The following is a 25,334-nucleotide window of genomic DNA, read 5'->3' as shown; positions in this document are numbered from 1 at the left end:
CTGTTGGAAGCGTACAGTCGCCGCCCATAGTGTGTGCCTCCCCTCGCATTTACTGCATGGAAACCCTTTCAATGGACCTGAAAACCCTCGCCCTGTGCAGCACGCTGGTGCTGTTGTCTGCCTGTAATCGCCACCCGTGGGTGCCTTATGTGGCACCGCCTGCCGATACCGACACGGCGCAGTTGCGCGTCATCACCAACGGTGAAGTGCGTGGCGGCAGTTACGCCGGCTGCGTGGGCACTGAGCAAGGCCTGGCGAAGGCGGGGCGCTTTTATGACGGTGACAAGCCGAGCATCAACTACCCGCAGTCGCCCCTGGTGCCTCCGGTATTGGGCATGCCGCCGCGCGCACTGCCAAAAATGGCCGAGTACCTGGGCATGATCAGCATGGCTGAGGGCTCGTACAGCGAGATCGTTGCTGAGTACCCAGTGCCAGCGGGCAGGCCGTTCCTGCTGTCCCGTGACGAGCTGGTGGTGGGCAGCTACGGCAGCACCTACAGCAAATGCCCGGCCCTCTCGGCGGTGTTCACCTTTGAAAAGGGCAAGCAGTACGAGGCCTATATCGGGATGGTCTACGGCGGCGATATCAACGGAAAGCGGGGCGTACGTTGCCCGTTTTTTGTGTATGAGTTGCACGCGCAGAAGCAAGCCATGCCGAAGATGCTGGACGCGATGCCAGCCACCGACCGTCCCTGCCGTTAAGCCCTTTTTACCCTATTGCCAAGCCTGCCCCCGCCATTCTTGATGGCGAGGCGGGCTGTCGTCCATGGAGCTACAGATGCAGTACAAGGGAATTCACAAGACCGTATTGGCAATCATGGTGGGGGCGGCCGTCGCACCCGCAAATGCCGCTGATACCGACATTGGCAGCGGTCAGAACACTTGGGCCAACCAGACCCTCAACTCATCGTTGACCCTGGCCGGCACCCGTTCGGTGACGGCTACGCAGAACCTCACTTATGGGGTGAGTATCAGCGACACCACGATCAACGGCTCGTTGATCAACCGCGCCACTGTTTCCATGGACGGCACCGCTCGTTCAGTGGGCGGGATGGCCATCGACGGCGCCTTCACCAGCGGTGGCATGCCCGCAGGTGGCACGATTTCCGGAGATGTGATCCAGGCCGGCACGATACGCATGACCGGGTTGCCCAGCGCCGAAGGGTTTGAGATCGGCGCCACGACCATCGGTGGCAGTGTCATCAACTCCGGCAACATCATCATCGACGCGTCGGGCGTATCTTTTGGTGAAGGGGAGGGCCTGTACCTCAACGGCACCAGCATCGACGGTGACGTGTCGAATACCGGGTTGATCGATGTTACTGCCCACGATGGGACGGGACTGGTCATTGATCGGCACAACAACCTGGTGGTGAAAATCGGCGGCAAGCTCCTCAATTCGGGCACGATCCGTGTCACCGGTGAGGAAGCGGTTGCCCTTGATTTCGAGGCCCCGACCAGTGACTTGAGGGTGGAGAACAGTGGGCTGATATCCGCCAAGGGTGACCAGGCCTTCGGCATCAAAATTTACGAGGGCAATTTCGATTATTTGCTCAACACCGGCACCGTCGAAGCCAAGGGCAGCAATGCCACAGCCTTCAGCCTGCGCGGCGCGACCTTCACCACCCATTTGGCATCAGGTGCCCGGGGCATCATCAACCGCGGCACCATCAATGCGGGTGGCACGGCCATTCAAGTTGACGCGGTCGACCAGACTTCGCCTTTTGAAATCAACCAGCAGGCCGGTGAAATTCGCAGCGCCTCGGGCGTTGCCATTGATGGGGCGCACCTGGTGACGTTGAACTGGAGCGGCGGCAGCATTGTGGGGGACGTGCGCAACGTCTCAGCCGTGAATGTCACGGGCAACGCCGACTTTTTTGGCAGCCGCCTAGACGGGCCGGTATCGATCAGCGCAGGCTCGCTCAACCTGTCGGCCCCTGGCACCACCGTGAATGGCGGCCTCACCGTCGGCTCTGGCGCGGGGGTTGATATGCGTCTGGGCAGCGGCGTCGTACCCACATCGCCTTACCTGAGCGTGAACGGCGTGGCGAGTTTCGCCCCTGACTCCAGGTTGACCGTGAGCGCCAAGCCCGGTGACTTCAACGCAGTGTCCAGTGGTACGGAGTACACCCTGCTGCAAGCCACCAGCGTGGTGGACAATAACCTGATGGTGGTGAGTCATTCGGCACTTTTGGACGTGTTGAGCTATTCGACGGATGCACAGACGGTCAAGGCGCTGGTAGCGGTCAAAAGCAACCCGCAAGTCGACGACGAGCTGACACGTGCCGGTGCCAGCCGCGCCGCCATCAGCGCCGTCAATGAACTGAAAAACAGTGTGCTCGCACGGTTGGGTCAGGACGACCCGGTGTTCCAGGCATCAGCCAATGCCAGCGCGCAGCAACTGGCGCAACTGGGTGAGCAGCTCAAGCCCGAGGTGAGCCGGGGTGCGCTGGACGTTTCGTTGTCCGGGCAGGCAGCCGTCAACGGCGTGATCTCCAACCGTTTGACGGCACAACGGTTTAGCCGCGAGGCGACAGGCGTGTGGGTGCAAGGCCTGAGCAACAACCTGGACCAGGACCAGCGCCAGGGCGTCGACGGTTATTCTGCCAACACCAGCGGCATGGCAGTCGGCGTGGACGGCCGGCTGAATGACACCACCACCCTGGGCGTGGCCTACAGCTACTTGAATGCCAATGTGCGCTCTGACCAAGGCAACAAGACTCAGATACAGGGCAACGCGTTGTCGTTGTATGGCAACTGGGTGCAGGACTACGCGTTCGTCGAGGCCGCATTAGGTTACGGGCACAACGACAACGACAGCCGTCGCCACATCGCCGGCACCACCGCCAAAGGCAATTACGGCAGTGACGTCTATTCCGCCAGTGTGTTGGGTGGCTACCGCCTCAACGTATCGCAGGCGCTGCTGCTTGAGCCTCGTGTCGCGGCGCGTTATTCCCATGTGCGCATGGACGGGTTCAGTGAAAAAGGCTCCTCGGCCGCACTGCGCACCGGCGCCCAGCGCTATGAAGTGGGTGAGCTGGGGGCGGGCTTGCGCGTGGCGGTCGACTTTCCGTTGAGCGCAGGCCACCTTCAACCGGAAGCAACCCTGATGGCGTATCACGACCTGATGGGCGACCGCGTGGCGCAGACCTCTGCCTTTGTACTGGGAGGATCGACCTTCACTGTCACGGGGGCATCGGTTGCTCGTGACAGTGTCGAGGCCTGCCTGGGCCTGACCTATCAGCTATCGGCCTTCAGTGTTGGGGCGAGCTACACCCGCCAGGCCCGCAGTGGGTTCGACGCGGATGGCCTGTTGCTCAAGGCGCGGTATGCCTTTTGAGCCTGTGGCCATCAACGTGTTCGTAACCACGGCCTTCTGAGGCGATAACTGCTCTGCGGTAATGGCGGGCGAAGCTTGGCCTGGACGAAGTCTTCGGGGTTGACCCGCCCGTGGGTGTTGATCAGCAGGTCGGCGCGACCGTTGCCCGAGAGGTCGATGGAAACGCTGCCGCGCCCGGTTTTTTCGTCATACGCAAGAACGCTTTCACCGGCCTTGCCACTGAAGGTTTGGGTAAAGACCAATGCTGGCGTATTGGCTTGTTGCATGGCAGCGCTGATATCGATCTTGTCGGTGCCGGTAGTGAAGTCCATCAAGGTGTCGGGCTGATCGGGCGTAGAGTCGCTGGCGTGGTTGTAGACAAACGTATCAGCACCGTCGCCACCGCGTAGTTGGTCCGAACCGCCGTTGCCAGTGAGCCGGTTATCGGCCGTATTACCAATCAACGCGTCGTGGCCGGAGCCACCTAGGGCGTTTTCGATCGTGCAGCCTCTGGCAATCGAAAGGTTGCCTTGCAGGCCGCCTACGTCGGAAAACGAACCCTCCTTAAGGTTGAGGGTCTGGTTGGAGCGGTAGCCGGAAAAGTCCAGGGTGTCGTTGCCCGCCCCGTCCCATATGCAGGCGACGAAGCGGTCCTGCGCGGATTTCAACGTGTAATAGTCCCTTCGCGTGTTTGAATTGAAGCCGTAGGTATTGTCTTCCTTGCGGGTTCGATGGTTGGCACCGTAATGCTTCTGGATGGCCGCGATATCATCCATCATGGGCGCCTTGGGTTTGGCGCCCAGGGTCTTGCCACTGCTGCGATCATAGAAGTAGCTCATGACCGTGTGGGCCGTGGAGTCTTGCGCATAGACGCGCTGGTTTTCGGTTGCGTGGCCGTCATAGTCGCCGGGGTGACGGAGCCCGAGGGCATGACCTATTTCATGGGTCATGATGATGCGACTGACCCTGAACGGGTTATAGACGGTGTCGCCACCTCCATGTCCGTTGGGCGTTGGGAAGGTAGCGTTTGCGGTGGGGATAAAAGGCGAGATGCCAAATGTCAGCCGGCCTTCGGCTGCGCCTCCATTTTCGGTGAATGCCAGGTTGGCCACGTCGCTCCAGGACTCTATCGAACGCCGTGCCTCGCGTTTCTGTGTTTCGTTGAATCCGACGTTATTGAATGAATAGGCAATTTCAGTGACGTTGTTTTTATTTCGATCTTGCCATTTTGGGATACCCCGGATGAGTTGTGTGACGCGTTGTTGTTCGTTGAAGGCGCGCTTGTTTACCTTGGAGACATAAGGGTCGTCCGGGCGCCGGGTCGGGTCCTGCCCATCCCGGGTGCGTTCCGTAGGCTTATCCAAATTTAGGGCGTGGTCGGCGTAATCACGTGTCAGGGGCTGGTGATCTGGACTGAGCATTGGGCGAAAAAGGGGTTGGATGAAAGGCCTCAGGAATGGATGGCTGATGAAGGGTTGTATAAACGGGCGAAAAATCATGGGCAAATTGAAGGGTTGGAAGAAGTGCTGTGGTCTCGAAGGGCGGACGAACGGCATAACGAATCCGGCGGATCCAGGCGGTATTCTCATGTGAAGAATGTTCCAAGTGGTGCTTGTTTTTATCCTTGCTAATTGACTTCGAGCAATCTCCTATTGCAAAGGCTAAGTTGGCAGCGCTAAGCCCGTGGGCCAATCATTTATATGTTTCTGAAAGGCTGCTGCGGAGCGGGGTCGCATGTTGTTGCAAATGTGCTGTTTAAAAGTAAATACGGTGGCGTGTCGTAGGTTCCGGATTGGAACGGGTTCCCTATATTTGTATTCGCGGGCTTTTCGAAAGTTGGTCCCTGGAAAATAAATTACATATACATAGGCTTACAGAATCGCCCTGATTCATCCCTGCACTGGTAGAGCGCCAATGTACTGAATGGAAAATGCCGAGGCGTAACCCGAACCGAAGGTACCTTGCGTCTGATGCTGTGTAGGCATCATTTATCCGCGAGGTCCTGTCGCCATGTTTTCTCTTCCCAAACTGTACCTGCGCCCTTTCTTCCAGGGCTTTGCCGTCGTCTCGTTGCTCGCCCTTGCCGGGTGCGGGCTCTCTTCTTCCCGCGAGGAGGCCAAGCCTGAATTAGCCACCGTCGCAGCGCCCCTTTCCGAGTTGAACAGCGAGCCTGCGCAGGGCGCACTGGTCAAACGCATGGCGCTGCCAGCCCCGATAACTGCGCGGTTGATGGAGCAAGACTCGACGGCAATGGCGTACCGCAGCGAACCCCGTGAGCAATACGCCAACCTGCCGGACAACCCGGTGCACCGCGTGGTCGAGACACCGGTCTCGACCTTCAGTGTCGACGTCGACACCGGCAGCTACGCCAACGTGCGACGATTCCTCAACGGAGGCCGTTTGCCGCCTGACGGTGCCGTGCGATTGGAAGAAATGGTCAACTACTTCCCCTACAGCTACGCGTTGCCCACGGATGGCTCACCCTTTGGCGTGACCACCGAGGTGGTGGCCACGCCGTGGAATCCAGACACGCAATTGCTGCGCATCGGCATCAAGGCGTCCGACCGCGCCGTGGCGCAGCTGGCGCCGGCCAACCTGGTGTTCCTGGTGGACGTGTCCGGTTCCATGGACCGCCCGGAAGGCCTGCCGCTGGTGAAAAGCACCTTGAAGTTGCTGGTGGATCAACTGCGTGAGCAAGACCATGTGTCGCTGGTGGTGTACGCCGGTGAGTCGCGCGTGGTGCTCAAGCCTACTTCCGGCCGCGACAAGGCGAAAATCCGCAATGTCATCGACCAGCTCACCGCAGGCGGCTCCACCGCAGGGGCCTCGGGTATTGAACTGGCCTACCAGATGGCCCGCGAAGGCTTTATCGACAAGGGTATCAACCGCATTCTGCTGGCGACCGACGGTGACTTCAATGTGGGTGTCAGCGACTTCGACAGCCTCAAGCAGATGGCCGTGGACCAGCGCAAAAGTGGTGTCTCCCTCACCACCCTGGGGTTTGGTGTGGATAACTACAACGAGCACCTGATGGAACAGCTGGCCGATGCAGGCGATGGCAACTATGCGTATATCGACAACCTGCGCGAAGCCCGCAAGGTGCTGGTGGACCAGCTCAGCTCGACCCTGGCGATCGTCGCGCGGGACGTGAAGTTGCAGGTGGAGTTCAACCCGGCCCAGGTCAGCGAGTACCGTTTGCTCGGCTATGAAAACCGTGCGCTCAAGCGTGAGGATTTCAACAACGACAAGGTCGACGCCGGTGAAATCGGCGCAGGGCATACGGTAACTGCGCTGTACGAAATCGTGCCGAAGGGCAAGAGAGGCTGGATAGAACCATTGCGCTACGCCAGTGAGCCCTCGTTGGCAGGCAACTCCGCTGAACTGGCCATGTTGCGCGTGCGCTACAAGCCCGCTGCGGGGGGCGAGAGCCGCTTGATCAAGCGCCCGATCAGCAACGCATCAAACAAGGCCAGCGACGACCTGCGCTTCTCGGCGGCCGTGGCCGCCTTTGCCCAACAGCTCAAGGGCGATGGCCGCTACACTGGGTCCATGAGTTTGAGTGACACGGCCGCACTGGCACGCTCGGCCCGGGGCGATGACCCCTTTGGCCTGCGCAACGAATTCGTGCAACTGGTCGAAATGGCCCTGGCCCTCAAACACTGATTTCCACCACACCGCCCACCTGTAGGAGCCGGCTTGCCGGCGATAGCGGACTCTCTGTGGCGCATGCGTCACCCGACACACCGCAATCGCCGGCAAGCCGGCTCCTAGAAGGAATACCGAAAGGAGTTCGCCACCCGCATGGCCGTCCCAGACGATTCACCCAGCGATGAAGCGCTGCTGGCCCGCTACCGAACCGGTGAGGGGGCCGCGTTCGAGGTTCTGTACGCGCGGCATCGCCAGAGCTTGTACCGGTTCCTGGTGTCCCTGAGCAACAAAGCCGAACTGGCCGAGGAAATCTACCAGGAGACCTGGCTCAGCCTGATCCGCAGCAATACCCAGCCACAGGGCAGGGCGAGCTTTCGCACCTGGTTGTTCCAGATTGCCCGCAACCGCCTGATCGACTACTGGCGCAAGCACGGCATTCACAATCCTTTGCACGACAGCTACGACGAGCAACTGCATGCCCAGGCCGACGACAGTGCCGGCCCCGAGCAGCAACTCAGCTTGAGTCGCGACCAGGCGCGCCTCAACGCTGCCCTGCAAGACTTGCCCGAAGACCAGCGAGAAGTCTTCCTGCTGCGCCTGCACGGCGACCTCGAAGTGCCGCAAATCGCCGCGCTCACCAATGCCCCGCTGGAAACCGTAAAAAGCCGCCTGCGTTACGCCCAGCAGAAACTGCGCCGCCTGCTGGCCGAGGAGATATCCGCATGACCGACTCCCGACACACCCCGGACCCCGACGACGTGCTGCTCCAGCACTATCGTCAACACAGCACCGGCGAACCGCCTGCGTCCCTCGACGCCTTCATCCTCGCCACCGCCCGCCGCGAAGCCCCGGCCCCACAGCCGAACCTGTGGCAGCGCTGGCTGCAGGCTTGCCAACGCCCGCGCTGGCAGATGGCATTCGCCACTGTGGCGGGCTTGGCGCTGATGATCGGCGTGGTGATGCGCTCGCCCGTGCCACAGCCGGAAATCTCCACGGCGACCTTCTCTGCGCTCCACGAAGAAGCCGCCCGCCCGGCGCCGCCCCCGATGTCCGCCCCTGCGCCCGTGGCACGCCTTGCCGTTGCACCCAAGGCCGACAGTGCACAAGTCATGGGCTCGATGGCGGATGAGTCCAGCGCCAGGCTTAGCAAACGCGCGCCGGTGGCGTTGCCTTCGTTGGAGGAGGGTTTGCGGGAAATTATGAGACTGCGTGAAGCAGGGCAGGCGAGGGCGGCGGATGAGAAGCTGCTGGCGCTGCATGAGCGCTTCCCTGGGGAGGATTTGCCGGCAAGGTTGGAGGCATTGCAGAAGCGGTGAATCAGCACCCACAAAAAAGCCCCAGGTCTTTCGGCCTGGGGCTTTTTCGTTTGTATCTGGTGCACCCGGCGGGATTCGAACCCACGACCCCTGCCTTCGGAGGGCAGTACTCTATCCAGCTGAGCTACGGATGCTTGTGCGGGCGACATCATACCCATGTCGGTTCAAGGCGTCCACGCCGGTGTTTTTTGTCGCCAATGCTGGCGTTTTCCATGCATTCACAAGTCCGCCGGCCGGACGTCCCTTTGTTTGCTTTGCCCCGTTGGCTTTAAAGCACCTCTCTGCGCCGTGCGCGCAGCATTTTCCCGTCAGACCAGGTGAACGCATGCATTCCAAAGGAACCGTGATGCTCGATCTCCCGTTGCGACAAGCCCTGCTGGCCCGTTCCGATTTGTTTCGGGGTATGCCGGAACACCTGTTGCACCACGTCGCGACCCATATGGTGGAGCGCACGCTGGATGATCGCGAAGTGCTCTATTTCAAGGACGACACCCTCGAATTCATCGCGTTGGTGGTGGAGGGGCGGATTTATTCGGTGATGCAGGGCCCTGATGGTCGGGAGCAGATCATCGGCAGCGTCGGTGCCGGGCAGGTCGTGGGGGAGACCGCCTTGATCAAGGGACATGGGCGCGAATCGTCGACCTTCGCCAGTGGCCAGACGCGCATGTTGCAATTGGGCAGCCGGCATTTTGCTGTGCTGTTCGAGGAACCGGTATTTCTGCGGCGCCTGCTGATGTTGATGATGATGCGGCTGCTGCATGTCATCGAGTTGCTGGAGCTGGTGAGCCTGCATCGGCTGGAGTCGCGGCTGGCGCGCTTTCTGCTGGCGAACATGGATGACATCGACCTGGCCCTGGCCATGCCCAGCGTGTCCTTGCCGGCCAACCAAGGAGTGCTGGCGTCCATGCTTAACACCAGTCGCCCCAAACTGAACGTGCAACTGCAGCTTTGGCGCCGCAGTGGCCTGATCAGCGGCAACTTGGAGCGAATGGTGATTAATGACCTCGACCACCTGCGGCGCAAGGCTTTTTCGTTGAATTAGTCGGTGCTGTGTTCCCCAGGTAACAGCGTTGCTTCGTTGAATCCTCTCAGACTGATCCTTCATCAAAAATGCAAGGGAGTGCGCGTGATGGGGATGACTTTTGAGTTGAACAAAGCAGCCGTGGCTGACGACCGGTTGTTCGAAGCGAGTTGGCGTTCGGTACAGGGGGAACTCAAGCGCCGGGCCTTGCGCCGGGCTAAAGGCAATCAGGATCAGGGCCAGGAATGGCTGTCAGCGACGGCCATCAAGGCCTTGCTGTTTTTTCGGCGTTCACCGGAGCGTATTCGCGATCCCCAGGGGTTTCTGTTCCTGGTGCTCGACCACGTGTTCTTTGACAGCCTGCGGCGCAGTAAGCGTGAGGGGCGAGTGTTCGATGATTCGGTGGTGCTTGAACACGATCACCTGGCCGAACTCGCCGCCCCCTGTGCCTCGGTGCTAGAGCGCGTGGAATGTTACGAACGCCTGGAACGGATCGAGGCGCACCTGGCGCAGTTACCGGTTTCACAGCAGCGCCTGTTCGAAATGCGTTTCGTGGATGAGTTGCCTTACCCGCAAATCGCTGCCGAGTTGCAGGTGAAACTGCCGCTGGTCCGCAAGCGTGTGCAACTGCTGCGGATTGCCTTGCGCTGAACTTTATTCACAACGGTCGGCGGGGGGCGTTCAAGTTCTATGAGCACACCACGCCGCCATTCAATACGCCCATGTCCGGGTGCATTTCATCAAGGAGAGATGTATGACAGAGGTCAACAGTCAGATCACCGACGCGGTCACCCAAACCAACGTCAAGGTGGTTGCGGAGGCGCCAGCCCAAGCCATCGCGTCGCTGTACCAGGTTGCCAGCAGCGCGGCGGGCTTGTCCTTGCAGAATGCGGTCAACAGCCAGCAGGCCATGAACCAGATCTCCAATGCGGTGGTCTCCAAGGCGGTCGCGCTGATCATGCAGATTGGCGAGAAGGGTTAAGCCCTGGGGAGTCAGATCATGTCATGGTTCAGCAAGAAGAAACCTGCTGCCGCACCTGCAACACCCGCCGCCGAAACCCCTGCACCCGCTCCAGCGGCATCGCCTTCGCGCTCGGTCATGGCGCGCATGAACGAACATTTGCTCAACCAAGCCAGCACGCCTTCCACGGACAGCACTGCGGCGCTCAATAGTCAGATTGTGCAGGCCGTGCAGTTCACCAATGCGCAGAACGTGGCCTATGCCCCGGCGCAGATCGCCGTCCCCGCCGACATGATGATCAGCCAGGCCGCCGGGTTGGTGGCGCAGTCGGCGGCGGGGTATTTCGACGGCGTCAGCAAGATCGCGTTGGCGGCCCAGGCCGTGCTGCTCCAGCAAATGACCGAAAACATCGTCAAGGAAAACCTGCCGGCCGCTGCCGAGGATGCGCTGGGTGCGCTGGCGACCGATCTGCTGGTGGGCGCCGCCGCCGCTGTGGCTGCCGCTGCCGGGGCGATGGAGGCCGAGGCCGCCAGTGTGGCCATCGACAAGATCGACCAGAGCATCGCCAAGTACGCCGACACCTTGGCCAACCGGGCTGCGCCAGCGGCCTGAACCGAGCACGACGTTCCAGAGCCCTTCTGGAACGCGGCAACAGCAACCTGAACGTAACTTTTCTTGAGTGAGGAGCGACATCATGCAGCCTGGAGATATCATTTTCTCGGTGAAACAAGACGACGACAGCGCCACACGTGCATTTATCAAAGCTGGCCAACTGGTCAAGGCCACGGTGTTTTCCCAAGACACGTGCTACTTGAATGTCGTCCATCCTGCGATTGCGGTGAGTGACACACTGGTGATTGAAAGTGTCGGCAGTGGTCTGACTTTGACCGATTTGAGCCTGGAAAAACCTCCGCGTTCGGCCATGGTTTTTTCCTGTGTGGACGAAGCATTGGGCGAAGCCGCCGCGTTGGCCGCCAAGCAGTTCTACTTCGACAAGATCGGCGGCGATATTCGCGGTCGCTATAGCGTGTGGACGGCCATGATCTCGGCTTTTCGGCGCTGGAGTTCCGATACCAATCTGGTGACGCGAATCAACGAGTCGGTCGACATTGGCAGTAGCTCGTTTTGCTCACAATTCGCAGCCAACTGCTATGAAGTGGGCAATCTTTACAACGCTGCCAATCTAGTCCCACCGCCGTCGGCTATCTTCAATCAGCAGCCTTCAGCCATCACGCCAGCAGAATTGGCGACGTTCTGCGATGCCTCATCACTGTTCTACTTCGCCGGCTTCTGGCAAGACAACGTCGAGGTGCGGCTTTAGCGGCCCCGTTGCCGGTAAAGCATCGAACCAGGAGGTTCACATGGCTCCCCCTATGCAACCACCGGTACTGTCCGCTGCCGATCGGCAGCGGCTAGAAGCGTTGATTCGCAACCCGCAAACCTTCGCCGGCGCACCCCAGGCCGTCGTGGATGAAACGCTCAAGCGTGCAGCCCTGGTGCTTGAGCAGTCCAAGGCCAACGAGCAAGCGTTAAGGGTGGCCGCCGAGCAACGTGAAGCGGCGGTGCGCCAGGTGCTTGATGGCGCGGTGGCGGACAGTGAGACACAGATCGCGCGCAAGCGTCAGGAAGTGCAGACGCTGATCCAGGGGCTGATCGTGCAGATCGAGGCGATCCTGGACCCTGCGACGAAACCCTAGCCTGCAAGGCTTCACAGCGATTGTTTTACAACGTTCATTCATGAACACGGAATGCGCCGTGTATTAAATAAGGAAATTGACCATGTCATTCGTCAACGAGCAAATTACCGACGCCGTTACCCAGACCAACGTCAAAGTGGTGGCCGAATCGCCAGCGATGGCGATGAGCACCATCTACCAGTCGATGGGCCAGGCCACCGCGATCCTGTTCCAGAACGCCGTTTCAGCGCAGCAGCAGCAAAATACCCTGGCCCAGGCCGCGACCAACCAGGGCGTGATGCAGATCTACAGCGTCGACACCACTGCCGGCGCCGCCGCTACCGAGAAAGTCGCCCAGGGCGGTGTCTCGGACAACCTCACCAGCCTGCTGACGGTGCTCAAGTCATTCCAGTCTTGATCCCTGAGCACTAACGGATGTTGTTCTTTCTCAACCCAGGAGTTCCAACCATGAGTGCAGTCAGTCAGCAAATCACCGATGCCGTCACCCAGACCAACGTCAAGGTCGTCGCCGAATCGCCAGCGATGGCCATGAGCACGATTTATCAGTCCATGGGCCAGGCCACGGCGATTCTGTTCCAGAACGCGGTGTCGGCCCAGCAACAGCAAAATACCCTGGCCCAGGCCGCGACCAACCAGGGCGTGATGCAGATCTACAGCGTCGACACCACCGCGGGTGCCGCCGCTACCGAGAAAGTCGCCCAGGGCGGCGTGGCCGACAACCTCACCAGCCTGTTGACCATCCTCAAATCGTTCCAGTCGTAATCCGCAGGTCCCCCAGCACCCCCGTCGCCCACCCGGCGCCGGGGGTGTTGTCGTTTGTACGTTGATCCGAAAGCTTGGACAAATGCGCCGTTTTCGTTCTTTTTTTCGAACAGACTATTGCCCTGCACCCCCATTGATCCTAGGATTCGTTTGAGATTTCAAACGCTCTGTCTCCCGTGCGCCTTTCACTTTTTCGCGTGCTGGGGCTGATTTCCCTGACGGCAGCCCACAAGGCGCCTTTCAACAACTCTAATTCGCTCCGCGTGCGCGCGGTGCTGTTAAGGAAAGCCGACATGCAGCTTAAAGATGCCCAGTTGTTCCGCCAGCAAGCCTTTATCGATGGCGCTTGGGTCGATGCGGACAATGGCCAGACCATCAAGGTCAACAACCCTGCCACAGGTGAGATTCTCGGCACCGTGCCGAAGATGGGCGCCGCTGAAACCCGCCGCGCCATCGAAGCCGCCGACAAGGCCCTGCCGGCCTGGCGTGCACTGACCGCCAAGGAGCGCGCCAACAAGCTGCGCCGTTGGTTCGAACTGCTGATCGAAAACCAGGATGACCTCGGTCGCCTGATGACCCTCGAACAAGGTAAGCCGCTGGCCGAAGCCAAGGGCGAAATTGCCTACGCTGCCTCTTTCATCGAGTGGTTCGCCGAAGAAGCCAAGCGCATCTACGGCGACGTGATCCCCGGCCACCAGCCCGACAAGCGTCTGATCGTGATCAAGCAGCCGATCGGCGTGACCGCGGCCATCACCCCATGGAACTTCCCGGCTGCGATGATCACCCGTAAAGCCGGCCCGGCCCTGGCCGCCGGTTGCACCATGGTCATCAAGCCGGCTTCGCAAACCCCGTTCTCGGCGCTGGCCCTGGTTGAACTGGCGCACCGTGCCGGTATCCCGAAAGGCGTGCTGAGCGTGGTGACCGGCAGCGCCGGCGACATCGGCGGTGAGCTGACAGGCAACCCGATCGTGCGTAAGTTGTCCTTCACCGGCTCGACCGAAATCGGCCGCCAGCTGATGGCCGAATGTGCCAAGGACATCAAGAAAGTCTCCCTGGAACTGGGCGGCAACGCGCCGTTCATCGTGTTCGACGACGCCGACCTGGATAAGGCTGTCGAGGGCGCAATCATTTCCAAGTACCGCAACAACGGCCAGACCTGCGTCTGCGCCAACCGTCTGTACATCCAGGATTCGGTGTACGACGCCTTCGCTGAAAAGCTCAAGGTTGCGGTGGCCAAGCTCAAGATCGGCAACGGTCTGGAAGAAGGCACCACCACTGGCCCGCTGATCGACGAAAAAGCCGTGGCCAAGGTGCAGGAGCACATCGCCGACGCGCTGAAAAAAGGCGCCACGCTGCTGGCCGGTGGCAAGGTGATGGAAGGCAATTTCTTCGAGCCGACCATCCTCACCAACGTGCCGAAAGATGCCGCTGTCGCGAAGGAAGAAACCTTCGGCCCACTGGCACCGCTGTTCCGTTTCAAAGACGAAGCCGAAGTGATCGCGATGTCCAACGACACCGAGTTTGGCCTGGCTTCCTACTTCTATGCCCGCGACCTGGGCCGTGTGTTCCGTGTGGCGGAAGCCCTGGAATACGGCATGGTCGGCGTGAATACCGGGTTGATCTCCAACGAAGTGGCGCCGTTCGGCGGCATCAAGGCTTCGGGCCTGGGCCGTGAAGGGTCCAAGTACGGGATCGAGGACTACCTGGAAATCAAATACCTCTGCCTGGGCATCTAATCGGCCCGGCAAGAGCTTGCAGTAAACGCAGAGGGCACGAGAGCGCTGACCCTTTGCGTGTTTCACCCCGTTATTCGTAGTGGCCGGGAAAGCTGTGGCAGTCGATCATCGCATGCTGCCGTAGTTGCCTCCCCGCCACGTATTCCTTGGACCACGCCACCCGATGAGTGGCGAATGAGGACTTTATGAGCAAGACCAACGCATCCCTGATGAAACGCCGCGAATCCGCTGTACCACGCGGTGTTGGCCAGATTCACCCGATCTTCGCCGAATCCGCGAAGAACGCCACCGTGACCGACGTTGAAGGTCGCGAGTTCATCGACTTCGCCGGCGGCATCGCCGTGCTGAACACCGGCCACGTGCACCCGAAAATCATCGCGGCTGTGACCGAGCAACTGAACAAGCTGACTCACACCTGCTTCCAGGTACTGGCCTACGAGCCTTACGTGGAACTGTGCGAAAAAGTGAACGCCAAGGTCCCAGGTGATTTCGCCAAGAAAACCCTGCTGGTCACCACCGGTTCCGAAGCCGTTGAAAACGCCGTGAAAATCGCCCGTGCCGCCACCGGCCGTGCTGGCGTGATTGCGTTCACCGGCGCGTACCACGGCCGCACCATGATGACCCTGGGCCTCACCGGTAAAGTCGTGCCGTACTCGGCCGGCATGGGCCTGATGCCGGGCGGCGTGTTCCGCGCGCTGTACCCGAACGAGCTGCACGGTGTGAGCGACGACGACGCTATCGCCAGCATCGAACGCATCTTCAAGAACGATGCCGAGCCGCGCGATATCGCTGCCATCATCATCGAGCCCGTGCAGGGTGAAGGCGGTTTCTACGTCGCGCCAAAGTCCTTCATGAAGCGCCTGCGTGAACTGTGCGACAAGCACGGCATCCTGCTGATCGCCGACGAAGTGCAAACCGGCGCTGGCCGCACTGGCACCTTCTTCGCCATGGAACAGATGGGCGTTGCTGCCGACCTGACCACCTTCGCCAAATCCATCGCCGGCGGCTTCCCGTTGGCCGGTGTGTGCGGCAAGGCTGAATACATGGACGCCATCGCACCAGGCGGCCTGGGCGGCACCTACGCCGGTAGCCCGATCGCTTGCGCCGCGGCCCTGGCCGTGATGGAAGTATTCGAAGAAGAGCACCTGCTGGACCGCTGCAAGGCTGTCGGCGAGCGCCTGGTCACCGGTCTGAAAGCGATCCAGGCCAAGTACCCGGTCATCGGCGAAGTGCGTGCCCTGGGCGCGATGATCGCGGTCGAGCTGTTCGACGACGGCGACACCCACAAGCCAAACGCTGCTGCCGTTGCCTCGGTGGTGGCCAAGGCGCGTGACAAGGGCCTGATCCTGCTGAGCTGCGGCACCTACGGCAACGTGTTGCGCGTACTGGTTCCGCTGACCTCGCCGGACGAGCAACTGGACAAAGGCTTGGCGATCATCGAAGAGTGCTTCTCCGAGCTGTAAGCCGAAGTTGACCTGATCGACAGAAAAAACCCGCTTCGGCGGGTTTTTTTATGCCCATTGCCGCACATTCAGGCCGTGTTCATTGTACGTAGGCGCCTTGATTGTCTAAGGTGCAAGCATTGCCGATGGAGCGTGCGGATGACTGCTGTTGATTTGCCAGCTGTACCCCGAGTGTTGATTGCCGAGGCGGACCCTTGGTCGCGGGATCTGCTCAAGCAAGTGTTATTGAATGTGCGCTGTGACGCGCGGCTGGATGTGTGTGCCGATGGGCACGAGGCCGCCACGTTGTTGCGAGACAAACCCTACGACCTGATCCTGGCGGATTGGGAGTTGCCGGGCATCGACGGCCTGAGCCTGCTGCGCAACGTGCGCCAGAAGCGCCGCTCGCCCCTGCTGCCGTTCATTCTGCTGAGCAGTCGCAATGACAGTGCCAGCGTGCGTGAAGCCCTGCCCCTGGCGCCGACTGCCTACCTGACCAAACCCCTGAACATGGAAGGCCTGACCCAGCGCCTGCAGGACCTGCTGCTCAATGAAGGCGAGAGCGTGTACTGCGAGATCCCCCCGCTGGCGCCGGGCATGACCTTGCCAGTGTTCCTGGAGCGCCGCCGCGAAACCTGCGACGGCGCGCCACTGCGGGTCGATGTGAAAGCCGCCGTGCAGCACAGCCTGGGCGCTGATGGCCTGGACCTCAAGCGCCTGGAAGACCGAGTGCGCATGGACCCGCAGATCACCGCCGTGTTGATCGCCGCCGCTAACAGCGCCGGCCATCACGGCACACCGGTGCAGACCCTGCCCGCCGCCCTGCACAAGCTGGTGGCTGGGCAGAGCATGAACCTGATCCTGGGCCTTGCGTTCAAGCACAACGTGGTGCTGGGCGATCCGGCTTTGGTGGCCTACGCCGAGCGTCACTGGCAATTGTCCCAGGACACCGCCGACTACGCCCGTCGCCTGGCGCGCATGCTGGAGCTGGACCACGAGCGCTGCTACAGCGCGGGAATCCTGCATCGGCTGGGTGACTTGGCGCTGCTGCGCTGCCTGGAAGACTGGCGCCAGGGTGGGGGGGCGCTGGATGACGAGACGATTGGCGAGTCTCTCTACACCTTCGGTGCAGCCTACGGTTCGGCGCTGCGAGCGCGTTGGCGCCTGCCGCTGGAGTTGCGTCAGCTGATCGCGGCGATTTACTCATTGGAAGGCGGCGTGTACGCCCGGGATGCGCTGGTGGTGAACCTGGCGGCGCAGATGGCGCGCTTGACCGAGCACGAGGGGCTGGAAGAGCTGGCCAAGAGCAAGACCGCGCGGTTGCTCAAGGTGGGCTTGTCGGAACTCACCCGCGTACGCAACGCCTGAAAAACAAACAGCCCCCTGTAGGAGCTGGCTTGCCAGCGATCGCAATCGATCAGACAAAACATTTGGCACTGACCCACCGCTATCGCCGGCAAGCCGGCTCCTACAGGGAAGCCTGCGATGGCGCAGCATCGTCATCGCCGCTCCCACAGTGGTTTTTAGTGTGGCCGATGAATGTGCTCGGCTTTAGCCAGCGATCACGCGGTTCTTGCCCAGGCGCTTGGCCTCGTACATGGCCGCATCGGCTCGTGCGAACAGGCTGTCGAGGGTCGAGTCCTCTTCGCTGAGGCTGGCCAGGCCCTGGCTGACGGTCACGGTAAACGCCTGGCCTTCGTAGCTGAAACTCAGCGCCTGGATCTCGTTGCCCAACCGCTCGGCCACCTGCAATGCCATGTCCGGCGCACAACCGGGCAGCACCGCAGCGAATTCTTCGCCGCCAATACGCCCGAACAGGTCACCACGGCGCAACACACTTCGGCCGCTCTCGGCGATACGGCGCAGTACCTGATCGCCTTCCAGATGGCCGTAGGAGTCGTTGACGTCCTTGAAGTCATCAATGTCCAGCAGCAAAAAGGCCAGCGGGGCGCCCTGGGCACAGGCACTGTCGAACGCCTGGTTGGCACATTCGAAGAAGTGTCGACGGTTACTGCTTTGGGTCAGCACATCGGTGGTGGCCAGGCGGTGCAGCTCAAGTTCGAGCTGTTTCTTTTCGGTGATGTCTTCGGCCATCCCGACCACGATCACCGCCTCGCCGGGCTCTACTTGCTGGTTGATGTAGCACTTGTCACTCAGCCAGCGGATCTGCCCGTCGGCGGTGATGATACGGTATTCGCGGTCTTCCACGGCGCCGTGCTCCAGCACGCGGGCCAGGCTGTGTTCGGCGTAGTCGAGGTCTTCGGGGTGAATGCTGTTGCGCCATTCCCGATGGTCGGCCAGCAGCAAACCCGCCGAACGGCCAAACACCCGTTCATAGGCCGGGCTCACATACAGCACGCGACGCGTCTCCCAATCGATGGCCCACAGCACCGCGTTTACGCTAACCAGCAGAGAGCTGAGCAGTTGCTCGCGCTCGCTCAGGCGCTCGACCTCGCCTTGGGCATGCATCAAGGCCAGCAGGGTCGCCGCCGCGGCCGGGCGCGGGTGCTCGGCGGTGGGGGTGTCGGGCAGGTAGGGCTTTTCGGGGACCATCGGCACAACTCTCTCTGGGCGCGCCGCAGGATTGAACAGCGGTCACTACAAGGGGCCACCATGATGGCGAAGTGTTCTTTGAGAGAGGGGAATTGCGGTGAAGTTCCGTGATTGGCATGGATTGCCCGTGCCCGGAAAATGACGCCAAAAAGAGGAGGTGTGGGAGGGCGAGCCCTCCCACATCGCGCTTACACCGCTGCTGGACGCAGGGAGTAGGTCTTCAACTGGTGAGCGAAATCGCGCAACGACTGGATACCGCTGGCCTCGGCCTCGTGTACCCATTCCTTCATCGCCGCCAGCATATCGTGGCCATTGGAGCTGGTCTTGAGCCAGATCTGCTGCAGCGCCAGGCGCTTCTCGTAGATCACTTTCAGGGCCTGGCTGTGTTCCAGCATGCTCTGGATGCGCACGTGATGGCGGTCATCCAGCAAGCTGGTTTCACGCGACAGCAACCGCTTGGCCCGGTGGAACTGGTGGCGTACCGAATGATCGACCTTCTCCAGCTCCTGCTTGACCAGCGGGCCGATCACCAGCTTGCGGTACTGGGCCATGATCTGGAAGCGGTTGTTGAGGATCGCCATGGCAGTGTCCATGTCCAGGTGACCCTTGCCTTCCACGCGGTGGGCAATGGGCGCAACACGTTGCACCTTGGCCAAACGCAGGAAGCTGAACACCTTGATCCACGCCCAACCCAGGTCGAACTCCCACTTCTTCACCGACAGCTTGGCGGAGTTGGGATAAGTGTGGTGGTTGTTATGCAGCTCTTCGCCGCCGACGATGATGCCCCATGGCACCAGGTTGGTGGCGGCGTCACGGCATTCGAAGTTGCGGTAGCCCACGGCATGGCCGAGGCCGTTGATCACGCCGGCGGCCCAGAACGGGATCCACATCATCTGGATCGCCCAGATGGTGATGCCGATGGTGCCGAACAGCAGCAGGTCGATCACGCCCATGATCGCCACGCCCAGCAACGGGTAAGGCGTGTAGATTTTGCGTTCGATCCAGTCATCCGGGCAGTTCTTGCCGTAGATGCGCAGGGTCTCGGGGTTCTCGGCTTCGGCGCGGTACAGCTCGGCGCCTTTGCGCAACACCGTGGACAGGCCCTTGATGACCGGGCTGTGCGGGTCATCGACGGTTTCGCATTTGGCGTGGTGCTTGCGGTGGATGGCGGTCCACTCGCGGGTGTTCTGCGCCGTGGTCAGCCACAGCCAGAAGCGGAAGAAGTGTTTCAGGCCACCATTGAGCTCCAGGGAGCGGTGCGCTGAATAACGGTGCAGATAGACCGTGACCCCAACAATGGTCACGTGGGTCATCAACAGCGTGACTGCCACCAGTTGCCAGGCTGACAGGTCAAGAAAACCGTTGTACCACATAGGCTGTATGGCCCTCAGATAAAGAAAAAAACAGCTCACGCATTATCACTAAGCCTACAGAGAAAACCAGCCGCCCTTTCAGATAGGAGTGACTGGATGTTTCTTATTCTATAATCCGCAGCCTTTGTAGGGCGATTCTGTTTTTTTGGTAAGGATTACTGACCATATGCTGTTTTCATACCGAGGTGCCCTGCGTGCGGGGCTGGTATACCTGTTGGTGTCCATTGCGTGGCTCCAGCTCAGCAACCATCTATTGATCAACTTTCTCGATGAGCCTGGGGAGTTGGGGCGCTGGCTGCAGGTGCGCGGCTATGTGTGGGTGGCCTTCAGCGCGCTGGCTATCTACCTGATTTGCGTGCGATTTGCCCGTACCCACCAACTGCAGCAGCCCTTGAAAGAGAACCGCGAGCGCCTGCGCCAGGCCGCCGCCGTGTTCGACTGCACCCGCGAAGGTGTGCTGGTCACCGACGCCAAGGGACAGATCGTGCACGTCAACCGGGCGTTCATGGAGATCACCGGCTACAGCCGCGAAGACGTCATGGGCCAGCAACCGAGCCTCTTCAAGTCGGGGCGCCATTCGTCGAATTTTTATCAACAGATGTTCCAGACCCTGGCGCGCAACGGTGAATGGAGCGGTGAAATCTGGAACCGGCGCAAAAGCGGCGAGATTTATCCACAGTGGCAGACCATCCGCGTGATCCACGATGACCTGGGCCAGGTCAGCCATTATGTCGCGGTGTTTTCCGACATCAGCGCCATCAAGGACTCCGAGCACGAACTGGCTCACCTGGCCCACCACGATCCACTCACCGACCTGCCCAACCGCCTGCTGTTCACCGACCGCGCCGAACAGGCGCTGGCCTCCGCCCAGGCTCACAAACGCGGCTGCGCCCTGTTGTTGCTGGACCTGGACCACTTCAAGATCATCAACGACAGCCTTGGCCACAATGTCGGCGACCAGTTGCTCAAGGTGGTCGGTGAGCGCCTCAAGGGGCTGTTCGGCCCCGGCGTGACCCTGGCGCGCCTGGGCGGTGACGAGTTCGCGGTGCTCGCCGAAAGTTGTCCACAGGTGGTGCAGGCGGCGGCACTGGCCCAGCGCATATTGGATGCGATGAAGCAGCCGTTCATCTTCGACGGGCACCAACTGTTTATCAGCGCGAGTATTGGCATCAGCCTGTTCCCCAGCGATGCCCTGAGCGCCGAACAGTTGCTGCGTAACGCCGACTCGGCGCTGTTCAAGGCCAAGAGTGCAGGGCGCGAAGGCTACGCCTTGTACACCGAAGAACTGACCGCCCATGCCCAGCACCGCGTCGAGATCGCCAGCGAATTGCGCCGCGCCCTCGACCAGCAGGAGTTACGGGTGTTTTACCAGCCCGTGCACGACCTTCACGGCAGTCGCCTGATCGGCGTAGAGGCGCTGGTGCGCTGGCAACACCCGGAGCGCGGCCTGGTGCCCCCGGGCGACTTCATCCCGATTGCCGAGCGCACCGGACTGATTGCCGACATCGATGCCTGGGTGATGGACCAGGCCTGCCGCCAGATGTGCCAATGGCTGGCTGACGGCGTGCCGTTGAGCTTCATCGCGGTGAATGTCTCCAGCCGACTGTTTGCCCGGCGCGAGCTGTATGAACAGGTCGCCCAGGTGTTGCACGACACCGGCCTGGACCCGGCTTTCCTGGAGCTGGAAGTGACCGAAAGCGCCGTCATGGATGACCCCGAAGAAGCCCTGGAGCAACTGCACCGCTTGCGTGAACTGGGCCTGCGCCTGGCCATCGACGACTTCGGCACCGGCTATTCCTCGCTGTTGCGCCTCAAGCGCCTGCCCGTGCAGAAGCTCAAGATCGACCAGGGTTTTGTCGCCGGATTGCCATGGGACGAAGACGACGCCGCCATCGTGCGCGTGGTCATTGCCTTGGCCAAAAGCATGGGCATGCAGGTGCATGCCGAAGGGATCGAACAAATGGAGCAGGCACGGTTCCTGTTGGAGCATGACTGCGACATGGGCCAGGGGTATTGGTTTGGCAGGCCGGTGCCGGCAGGTGAAATTGATTGGGACAGGGCTCCCCCGATCCGACAGGCATAACGCCGTCAATGTGGGAGCCGGGCTTGCCCGCGATGGCGGTCTTACATTCAAAATAGTGGGTGGCTGACACACCGTCATCGCGGGCAAGCCCGGCTCCCACAGGGTTCTGTAGCGCCCTTGAAGCAGTATTTCGAAGCCGAAAACTCTCGCAACCCCACGTCCCGCCAGAAAATTCTTTCTGGTTATATAAACATTCTTAAATAGTATTTTTAAGAATATCCGCGCTTATCTACTATCGCCCTCACGCCACAAGCAGTGCCGCCACTGCGAGGCACTATTCATTTCAGGAGCGAGACCATGAGCGCATCTCTACGTAGCGTCGACGGCCAGGACGAAGCAGCCATTTTGCGTGAGATCCAGAGCGCGTTGCGCGACCTGCGGTTTGGCGCGGTGGAAATCACGGTGCACAACGCCCAAGTGGTACAGATCGAACGCAAAGAAAAATTCCGTCTGCAGAACCCGGGCAACAAACCGGCGTAAGCAACCACGGCGATTCGCATGCTAGACCCGCAACTATAAGAAAAAGCCAACACCCAGAATTTTCAGGAGCTTCTATGTCGTCGATTCGCCGTTACGCCCTGGCCGCCCTGGCCAGCGCCGTGTTTGCAGGTTCCGCCGTTGCCAAGGACTACGAGTTGCTCAACGTCTCGTACGACCCTACCCGTGAGCTGTACCAGGACTACAACGCTGAGTTCACCAACTTCTGGAAACAGTCCCACCCTGGTGACAACGTCAAGATCCAGCAATCCCACGGCGGCTCGGGCAAACAAGGCCGTGCCGTGATCGACGGCCTGCGTGCCGACGTCGTGACCCTGGCCCTGGCCGGCGACATCGACGAAATCGCCAAGCTGGGCAAGACCCTGCCGGAAAACTGGCAGACCCGCCTGCCGGACGCCAGCACCCCGTATACCTCGACCATCGTGTTCCTGGTACGCAAGGGCAACCCTAAAGGCATCAAGGATTGGGGCGACCTGATCAAGAAAGACGTCTCGGTGATCACGCCGAACCCGAAAACCTCTGGCGGTGCGCGCTGGAACTTCCTCGCCGCCTGGGCCTACGGCCTGAAAGCCGGTGGCAGCGAAGCCAAGGCCCAGGAATACGTGAAAGAGCTGTTCAAACACGTGCCTGTGCTGGACACCGGTGCTCGCGGTTCGACGATCACCTTCGTCAACAACGGTCAGGGTGACGTGTTGCTGGCCTGGGAAAACGAAGCCTTCCTGGCCCTGAAAGAAGACGGCGGCGCCGACAAGTTCGACATCGTCGTGCCTTCCCTGTCGATCCTCGCGGAGCCACCGGTGGCCGTGGTCGACAAGAACGCCGAGAAAAAGGGCAACACCGAGATCGCCACTGAATACCTGAAGCACCTGTACAGCCCGGCTGGCCAGGAGATTGCGGCGAAAAACTTCTACCGCCCACGCGATGCGAAAGTAGCCGCCAAATACGCCCAGCAGTTCCCGAAACTGGACCTGGTGACTATCGACAAAGACTTCGGCGGCTGGAAGACTGCCCAACCGAAATTCTTTAACGACGGCGGCGTGTTCGACCAGATCTACACCGCACAGTAAACGCATGCCCTTGTAGGCGCCGGCTTGCCAGCGATGAGGCCAGAGAGAACACTGCAAGCCTCAAGGCCCCATCGCCGGCAAGCCGGCTCCTACAGTTAGAGCCCGCATTCATTTGCGGGTTTTGTATGTTTGTCCCCTTACTCAAGGACTCTTATGTCGCGTCGTATCTCCCCCGTCATACCCGGCTTCGGGCTGACGCTGGGCTACACCGTGGTGTACCTCAGCCTGATCGTACTCATCCCCCTTGCGGCGATGTTTGTACACGCCGCTCAACTCACCTGGGATCAGTTCTGGAACATCATCTCCGCACCGCGCGTGCTGGCGGCGTTGCAACTGAGCTTCAGCACCGCGCTGTACGCGGCGCTGATCAACGGCGTGATCGGCACACTGCTGGCCTGGGTGCTGGTGCGCTACACCTTCCCCGGCCGCAAGATCATCGACGCGATGATCGACCTGCCGTTCGCCCTGCCCACCGCCGTGGCCGGTATCGCGCTGACTGCGCTATACACGCCTAACGGCCTGGTCGGCCAGTTCGCCGCCGACCTCGGCTTCAAGATCGCCTACACCCCATTGGGTATCACCCTGGCGCTGACCTTCGTCACCCTGCCGTTCGTGGTGCGCACGGTGCAGCCGGTACTCGCCGACATCCCCCGGGAAGTCGAAGAGGCCGCCGCCTGCCTGGGCGCCAAGCCGTTGCAGGTGTTCCGCTACATCCTCGTGCCCGCGCTGCTGCCTGCTTGGCTCACCGGCTTCGCCCTGGCGTTTGCCCGTGGCGTGGGTGAGTACGGCTCGGTGATCTTCATCGCCGGCAACATGCCGATGAAGACCGAGATCCTGCCGTTGCTGATCATGGTCAAGCTCGACCAGTACGACTACCGCGGCGCCACCTCCATCGGTGTGCTGATGCTGGTGGTTTCCTTTGTCCTGCTGCTGCTGATCAACTTGTTGCAGCGGCGCATCGAACGTCCATAAGGAGGCGCGGAACATGTCCCAATCGTCTATTTCCGCTGCGTCCTCGGCCAACGCTGCCCGCCGTGGCAGTGCTGCGTCGCGACGTATCCTGATCAGCCTTGGCTGGCTGGTGTTCGCGTTGTTCCTGCTGTTGCCATTGCTGATCGTGGTGACCCAAGGCTTGAAGAACGGCCTCGGCGCATTCTTCACCGCGATCCTGGAACCCGACGCGCTGTCGGCACTGAAACTCACGGTGATCGCCGTGGTGATCTCGGTACCGCTCAACGTGGTGTTCGGCGTCAGCGCCGCCTGGTGCGTGAGCAAGTACTCGTTCCGTGGCAAAAGCATCCTGGTCACGCTCATCGACCTGCCGTTCTCGGTGTCGCCGGTAATCGCGGGCCTGGTCTACGTATTGATGTTCGGCGCCCAGGGCTTCTTTGGCCCTTGGCTGGCCGACCACGACATCCAGATCGTGTTCGCCTTGCCCGGCATCGTGTTGGCGACCATCTTCGTCACTGTGCCGTTCGTGGCTCGTGAACTGATCCCGCTGATGCAAGAGCAGGGCACCCAGGAAGAAGAAGCCGCGCGGCTGCTGGGCGCCAACGGCTGGCAGATGTTCTGGCACGTGACCGTGCCGAACATCAAGTGGGGCCTGATCTACGGCGTGGTGCTGTGTACCGCACGGGCCATGGGCGAGTTCGGCGCGGTGTCGGTGGTGTCCGGCCATATCCGTGGCGTCACCAACACCCTGCCGCTGCACGTCGAGATTCTCTATAACGAATACAACCACGTTGCCGCGTTTGCGGTGGCCAGCCTGCTGCTGATCCTGGCGCTCTTCATCCTGCTGCTCAAGCAGTGGAGCGAGAACCGTATCAACCGCCTGCGCAAAAGCGCCGGTGAGGAATAAG

General features: G+C 60.8%; 24 protein-coding genes and 1 tRNA gene. 21 read left to right on the top strand and 4 right to left on the bottom strand.

What is annotated here, in order from left to right; all coding sequences use genetic code 11:
• Nucleotides 1-71 precede the first annotated feature (71 nt).
• Complete coding sequence (locus HX792_RS18515) at nucleotides 72-701, top strand: amidase (RefSeq protein WP_176997417.1); 630 nt, start codon at nucleotides 72-74, stop codon at nucleotides 699-701.
• A 76-nt stretch (nucleotides 702-777) separates the two neighbouring features.
• On the top strand, nucleotides 778-3,339 hold the full coding sequence (locus HX792_RS18510) for an autotransporter outer membrane beta-barrel domain-containing protein (protein WP_176997416.1): 2,562 nt from the start codon (nucleotides 778-780) through the stop codon (nucleotides 3,337-3,339).
• An 11-nt stretch (nucleotides 3,340-3,350) separates the two neighbouring features.
• Here HX792_RS18510 and HX792_RS18505 read toward each other — a convergent pair whose 3' ends face one another.
• Nucleotides 3,351-4,874 carry a M10 family metallopeptidase C-terminal domain-containing protein gene (locus tag HX792_RS18505; protein WP_256349857.1) on the bottom strand — a complete coding sequence of 508 codons (1,524 nt, stop codon included), beginning with the start codon at nucleotides 4,872-4,874 and terminating at the stop codon, nucleotides 3,351-3,353.
• Between the two features lie 454 nt (nucleotides 4,875-5,328).
• On the opposite strand from HX792_RS18505, the gene HX792_RS18500 reads away from it, so the two are divergent.
• The 3 genes from HX792_RS18500 to HX792_RS18490 all read left to right on the top strand — a co-directional run bounded on the left by HX792_RS18500 (nucleotide 5,329) and on the right by HX792_RS18490 (nucleotide 8,282).
• Nucleotides 5,329-6,981: a VWA domain-containing protein gene (locus tag HX792_RS18500; RefSeq protein ID WP_176997415.1), complete on the top strand. Its 1,653-nt coding sequence runs from the start codon at nucleotides 5,329-5,331 to the stop codon at nucleotides 6,979-6,981.
• A gap of 138 nt (nucleotides 6,982-7,119) precedes the next feature.
• Nucleotides 7,120-7,692 carry an RNA polymerase sigma factor gene (locus tag HX792_RS18495; RefSeq protein ID WP_176997414.1) on the top strand — a complete coding sequence of 191 codons (573 nt, stop codon included), beginning with the start codon at nucleotides 7,120-7,122 and terminating at the stop codon, nucleotides 7,690-7,692.
• Nucleotides 7,689-8,282 (top strand): hypothetical protein, encoded by a 594-nt coding sequence (locus HX792_RS18490; RefSeq protein WP_176997413.1) that lies wholly within the window; start codon nucleotides 7,689-7,691, stop codon nucleotides 8,280-8,282. Before HX792_RS18495 ends, HX792_RS18490 begins: the two co-directional genes overlap by 4 nt.
• A gap of 57 nt (nucleotides 8,283-8,339) precedes the next feature.
• On the opposite strand, the gene HX792_RS18485 is transcribed toward HX792_RS18490, so the two are convergent.
• Nucleotides 8,340-8,416 (bottom strand) — tRNA-Arg (locus HX792_RS18485).
• Between the two features lie 191 nt (nucleotides 8,417-8,607).
• Here HX792_RS18485 and HX792_RS18480 point away from each other — a divergent pair.
• The 11 genes from HX792_RS18480 (at nucleotide 8,608) to HX792_RS18430 (ending at nucleotide 17,269) form a co-directional block, all read left to right on the top strand.
• Nucleotides 8,608-9,324, top strand: coding sequence for a Crp/Fnr family transcriptional regulator (locus tag HX792_RS18480; RefSeq protein ID WP_176997412.1), 717 nt, complete (start codon nucleotides 8,608-8,610; stop codon nucleotides 9,322-9,324).
• Nucleotides 9,325-9,411: 87 nt separating this feature from the next.
• Nucleotides 9,412-9,954, top strand: coding sequence for an RNA polymerase sigma factor (locus HX792_RS18475; protein WP_176997411.1), 543 nt, complete (start codon nucleotides 9,412-9,414; stop codon nucleotides 9,952-9,954).
• A 103-nt stretch (nucleotides 9,955-10,057) separates the two neighbouring features.
• Nucleotides 10,058-10,285 carry a RebB family R body protein gene (locus HX792_RS18470; RefSeq protein ID WP_176997410.1) on the top strand — a complete coding sequence of 76 codons (228 nt, stop codon included), beginning with the start codon at nucleotides 10,058-10,060 and terminating at the stop codon, nucleotides 10,283-10,285.
• An 18-nt stretch (nucleotides 10,286-10,303) separates the two neighbouring features.
• Nucleotides 10,304-10,876, top strand: coding sequence for a hypothetical protein (locus HX792_RS18465; RefSeq protein ID WP_176997409.1), 573 nt, complete (start codon nucleotides 10,304-10,306; stop codon nucleotides 10,874-10,876).
• An 82-nt stretch (nucleotides 10,877-10,958) separates the two neighbouring features.
• Nucleotides 10,959-11,585: a hypothetical protein gene (locus HX792_RS18460; RefSeq protein ID WP_176997408.1), complete on the top strand. Its 627-nt coding sequence runs from the start codon at nucleotides 10,959-10,961 to the stop codon at nucleotides 11,583-11,585.
• Between the two features lie 40 nt (nucleotides 11,586-11,625).
• The gene (locus HX792_RS18455; RefSeq protein ID WP_256349856.1) at nucleotides 11,626-11,961 is read left to right on the top strand and encodes a hypothetical protein; all 336 of its coding nucleotides are present in this window, start codon (nucleotides 11,626-11,628) and stop codon (nucleotides 11,959-11,961) included.
• 82 nt (nucleotides 11,962-12,043) lie between these two features.
• Nucleotides 12,044-12,358: a RebB family R body protein gene (locus HX792_RS18450; RefSeq protein ID WP_176997407.1), complete on the top strand. Its 315-nt coding sequence runs from the start codon at nucleotides 12,044-12,046 to the stop codon at nucleotides 12,356-12,358.
• Between the two features lie 50 nt (nucleotides 12,359-12,408).
• Entirely contained in the window at nucleotides 12,409-12,723 is a 315-nt protein-coding gene (locus tag HX792_RS18445) for a RebB family R body protein (RefSeq protein WP_176997406.1), read from the top strand.
• Nucleotides 12,724-13,016: 293 nt separating this feature from the next.
• Nucleotides 13,017-14,459 carry an NADP-dependent succinate-semialdehyde dehydrogenase gene (gene gabD, locus HX792_RS18440; RefSeq protein WP_176997405.1) on the top strand — a complete coding sequence of 481 codons (1,443 nt, stop codon included), beginning with the start codon at nucleotides 13,017-13,019 and terminating at the stop codon, nucleotides 14,457-14,459.
• 185 nt (nucleotides 14,460-14,644) lie between these two features.
• A complete protein-coding gene (gene gabT / locus HX792_RS18435) occupies nucleotides 14,645-15,922 on the top strand; it encodes a 4-aminobutyrate--2-oxoglutarate transaminase (RefSeq protein WP_176997404.1) in 1,278 nt (425 codons plus the stop codon).
• A 138-nt stretch (nucleotides 15,923-16,060) separates the two neighbouring features.
• Nucleotides 16,061-17,269 carry an HDOD domain-containing protein gene (locus tag HX792_RS18430; protein WP_176997403.1) on the top strand — a complete coding sequence of 403 codons (1,209 nt, stop codon included), beginning with the start codon at nucleotides 16,061-16,063 and terminating at the stop codon, nucleotides 17,267-17,269.
• Nucleotides 17,270-17,452: 183 nt separating this feature from the next.
• Here HX792_RS18430 and HX792_RS18425 read toward each other — a convergent pair whose 3' ends face one another.
• Together HX792_RS18425 and desA are read right to left on the bottom strand one after the other, a co-directional pair.
• Nucleotides 17,453-18,454, bottom strand: a complete 1,002-nt coding sequence (locus HX792_RS18425; RefSeq protein ID WP_176997402.1) for a sensor domain-containing diguanylate cyclase — start codon at nucleotides 18,452-18,454, stop codon at nucleotides 17,453-17,455.
• A gap of 188 nt (nucleotides 18,455-18,642) precedes the next feature.
• A complete protein-coding gene (desA, locus tag HX792_RS18420; RefSeq protein ID WP_176997401.1) occupies nucleotides 18,643-19,827 on the bottom strand; it encodes a delta-9 fatty acid desaturase DesA in 1,185 nt (394 codons plus the stop codon).
• Between the two features lie 166 nt (nucleotides 19,828-19,993).
• Here desA and dibA point away from each other — a divergent pair, with 166 nt between their 5' ends.
• From dibA to cysW, 5 genes are all read left to right on the top strand, one after another.
• Nucleotides 19,994-21,910, top strand: a complete 1,917-nt coding sequence (gene dibA, locus HX792_RS18415; RefSeq protein WP_176997400.1) for a phosphodiesterase DibA — start codon at nucleotides 19,994-19,996, stop codon at nucleotides 21,908-21,910.
• Nucleotides 21,911-22,207: 297 nt separating this feature from the next.
• Entirely contained in the window at nucleotides 22,208-22,390 is a 183-nt protein-coding gene (gene oscA, locus HX792_RS18410) for a sulfur starvation response protein OscA (RefSeq protein ID WP_010565387.1), read from the top strand.
• 74 nt (nucleotides 22,391-22,464) lie between these two features.
• Nucleotides 22,465-23,475 carry a sulfate ABC transporter substrate-binding protein gene (locus HX792_RS18405; RefSeq protein WP_016975030.1) on the top strand — a complete coding sequence of 337 codons (1,011 nt, stop codon included), beginning with the start codon at nucleotides 22,465-22,467 and terminating at the stop codon, nucleotides 23,473-23,475.
• Nucleotides 23,476-23,628: 153 nt separating this feature from the next.
• The gene (gene cysT / locus HX792_RS18400; RefSeq protein WP_012721625.1) at nucleotides 23,629-24,447 is read left to right on the top strand and encodes a sulfate ABC transporter permease subunit CysT; all 819 of its coding nucleotides are present in this window, start codon (nucleotides 23,629-23,631) and stop codon (nucleotides 24,445-24,447) included.
• 13 nt (nucleotides 24,448-24,460) lie between these two features.
• Nucleotides 24,461-25,333, top strand: coding sequence for a sulfate ABC transporter permease subunit CysW (cysW, locus tag HX792_RS18395; protein ID WP_176997399.1), 873 nt, complete (start codon nucleotides 24,461-24,463; stop codon nucleotides 25,331-25,333).
• Nucleotide 25,334: the final 1 nt, after the last annotated feature.

Origin of the sequence: Pseudomonas sp. B6002, assembly GCF_013385985.1 — a bacterium.
Lineage (GTDB): Bacteria > Pseudomonadota > Gammaproteobacteria > Pseudomonadales > Pseudomonadaceae > Aquipseudomonas.
The sequence above is the reverse complement of the archived record's forward strand: the minus strand, read 5'-3'. Positions and strand labels throughout refer to the sequence as shown.

What these genes read in the sequence shown, in the direction of transcription:
- oscA (WP_010565387.1), top strand. Translation starts at nt 22,208, where the DNA reads ATGAGCGCATCTCTACGTAGCGTCGACGGCCAGGACGAAGCAGCCATT.
- HX792_RS18480 (WP_176997412.1), top strand. Translation starts at nt 8,608, where the DNA reads ATGCATTCCAAAGGAACCGTGATGCTCGATCTCCCGTTGCGACAAGCC.
- HX792_RS18405 (WP_016975030.1), top strand. Translation starts at nt 22,465, where the DNA reads ATGTCGTCGATTCGCCGTTACGCCCTGGCCGCCCTGGCCAGCGCCGTG.
- desA (WP_176997401.1), bottom strand. Translation starts at nt 19,827, where the DNA reads ATGTGGTACAACGGTTTTCTTGACCTGTCAGCCTGGCAACTGGTGGCA.
- gabT (WP_176997404.1), top strand. Translation starts at nt 14,645, where the DNA reads ATGAGCAAGACCAACGCATCCCTGATGAAACGCCGCGAATCCGCTGTA.
- HX792_RS18510 (WP_176997416.1), top strand. Translation starts at nt 778, where the DNA reads ATGCAGTACAAGGGAATTCACAAGACCGTATTGGCAATCATGGTGGGG.
- HX792_RS18515 (WP_176997417.1), top strand. Translation starts at nt 72, where the DNA reads ATGGACCTGAAAACCCTCGCCCTGTGCAGCACGCTGGTGCTGTTGTCT.
- gabD (WP_176997405.1), top strand. Translation starts at nt 13,017, where the DNA reads ATGCAGCTTAAAGATGCCCAGTTGTTCCGCCAGCAAGCCTTTATCGAT.
- HX792_RS18450 (WP_176997407.1), top strand. Translation starts at nt 12,044, where the DNA reads ATGTCATTCGTCAACGAGCAAATTACCGACGCCGTTACCCAGACCAAC.
- HX792_RS18455 (WP_256349856.1), top strand. Translation starts at nt 11,626, where the DNA reads ATGGCTCCCCCTATGCAACCACCGGTACTGTCCGCTGCCGATCGGCAG.
- HX792_RS18470 (WP_176997410.1), top strand. Translation starts at nt 10,058, where the DNA reads ATGACAGAGGTCAACAGTCAGATCACCGACGCGGTCACCCAAACCAAC.
- HX792_RS18500 (WP_176997415.1), top strand. Translation starts at nt 5,329, where the DNA reads ATGTTTTCTCTTCCCAAACTGTACCTGCGCCCTTTCTTCCAGGGCTTT.
- HX792_RS18425 (WP_176997402.1), bottom strand. Translation starts at nt 18,454, where the DNA reads ATGGTCCCCGAAAAGCCCTACCTGCCCGACACCCCCACCGCCGAGCAC.
- HX792_RS18475 (WP_176997411.1), top strand. Translation starts at nt 9,412, where the DNA reads ATGGGGATGACTTTTGAGTTGAACAAAGCAGCCGTGGCTGACGACCGG.
- HX792_RS18430 (WP_176997403.1), top strand. Translation starts at nt 16,061, where the DNA reads ATGACTGCTGTTGATTTGCCAGCTGTACCCCGAGTGTTGATTGCCGAG.
- HX792_RS18460 (WP_176997408.1), top strand. Translation starts at nt 10,959, where the DNA reads ATGCAGCCTGGAGATATCATTTTCTCGGTGAAACAAGACGACGACAGC.
- dibA (WP_176997400.1), top strand. Translation starts at nt 19,994, where the DNA reads ATGCTGTTTTCATACCGAGGTGCCCTGCGTGCGGGGCTGGTATACCTG.
- HX792_RS18465 (WP_176997409.1), top strand. Translation starts at nt 10,304, where the DNA reads ATGTCATGGTTCAGCAAGAAGAAACCTGCTGCCGCACCTGCAACACCC.
- HX792_RS18490 (WP_176997413.1), top strand. Translation starts at nt 7,689, where the DNA reads ATGACCGACTCCCGACACACCCCGGACCCCGACGACGTGCTGCTCCAG.
- cysT (WP_012721625.1), top strand. Translation starts at nt 23,629, where the DNA reads ATGTCGCGTCGTATCTCCCCCGTCATACCCGGCTTCGGGCTGACGCTG.
- HX792_RS18505 (WP_256349857.1), bottom strand. Translation starts at nt 4,874, where the DNA reads ATGCCGTTCGTCCGCCCTTCGAGACCACAGCACTTCTTCCAACCCTTC.
- HX792_RS18445 (WP_176997406.1), top strand. Translation starts at nt 12,409, where the DNA reads ATGAGTGCAGTCAGTCAGCAAATCACCGATGCCGTCACCCAGACCAAC.
- cysW (WP_176997399.1), top strand. Translation starts at nt 24,461, where the DNA reads ATGTCCCAATCGTCTATTTCCGCTGCGTCCTCGGCCAACGCTGCCCGC.
- HX792_RS18495 (WP_176997414.1), top strand. Translation starts at nt 7,120, where the DNA reads ATGGCCGTCCCAGACGATTCACCCAGCGATGAAGCGCTGCTGGCCCGC.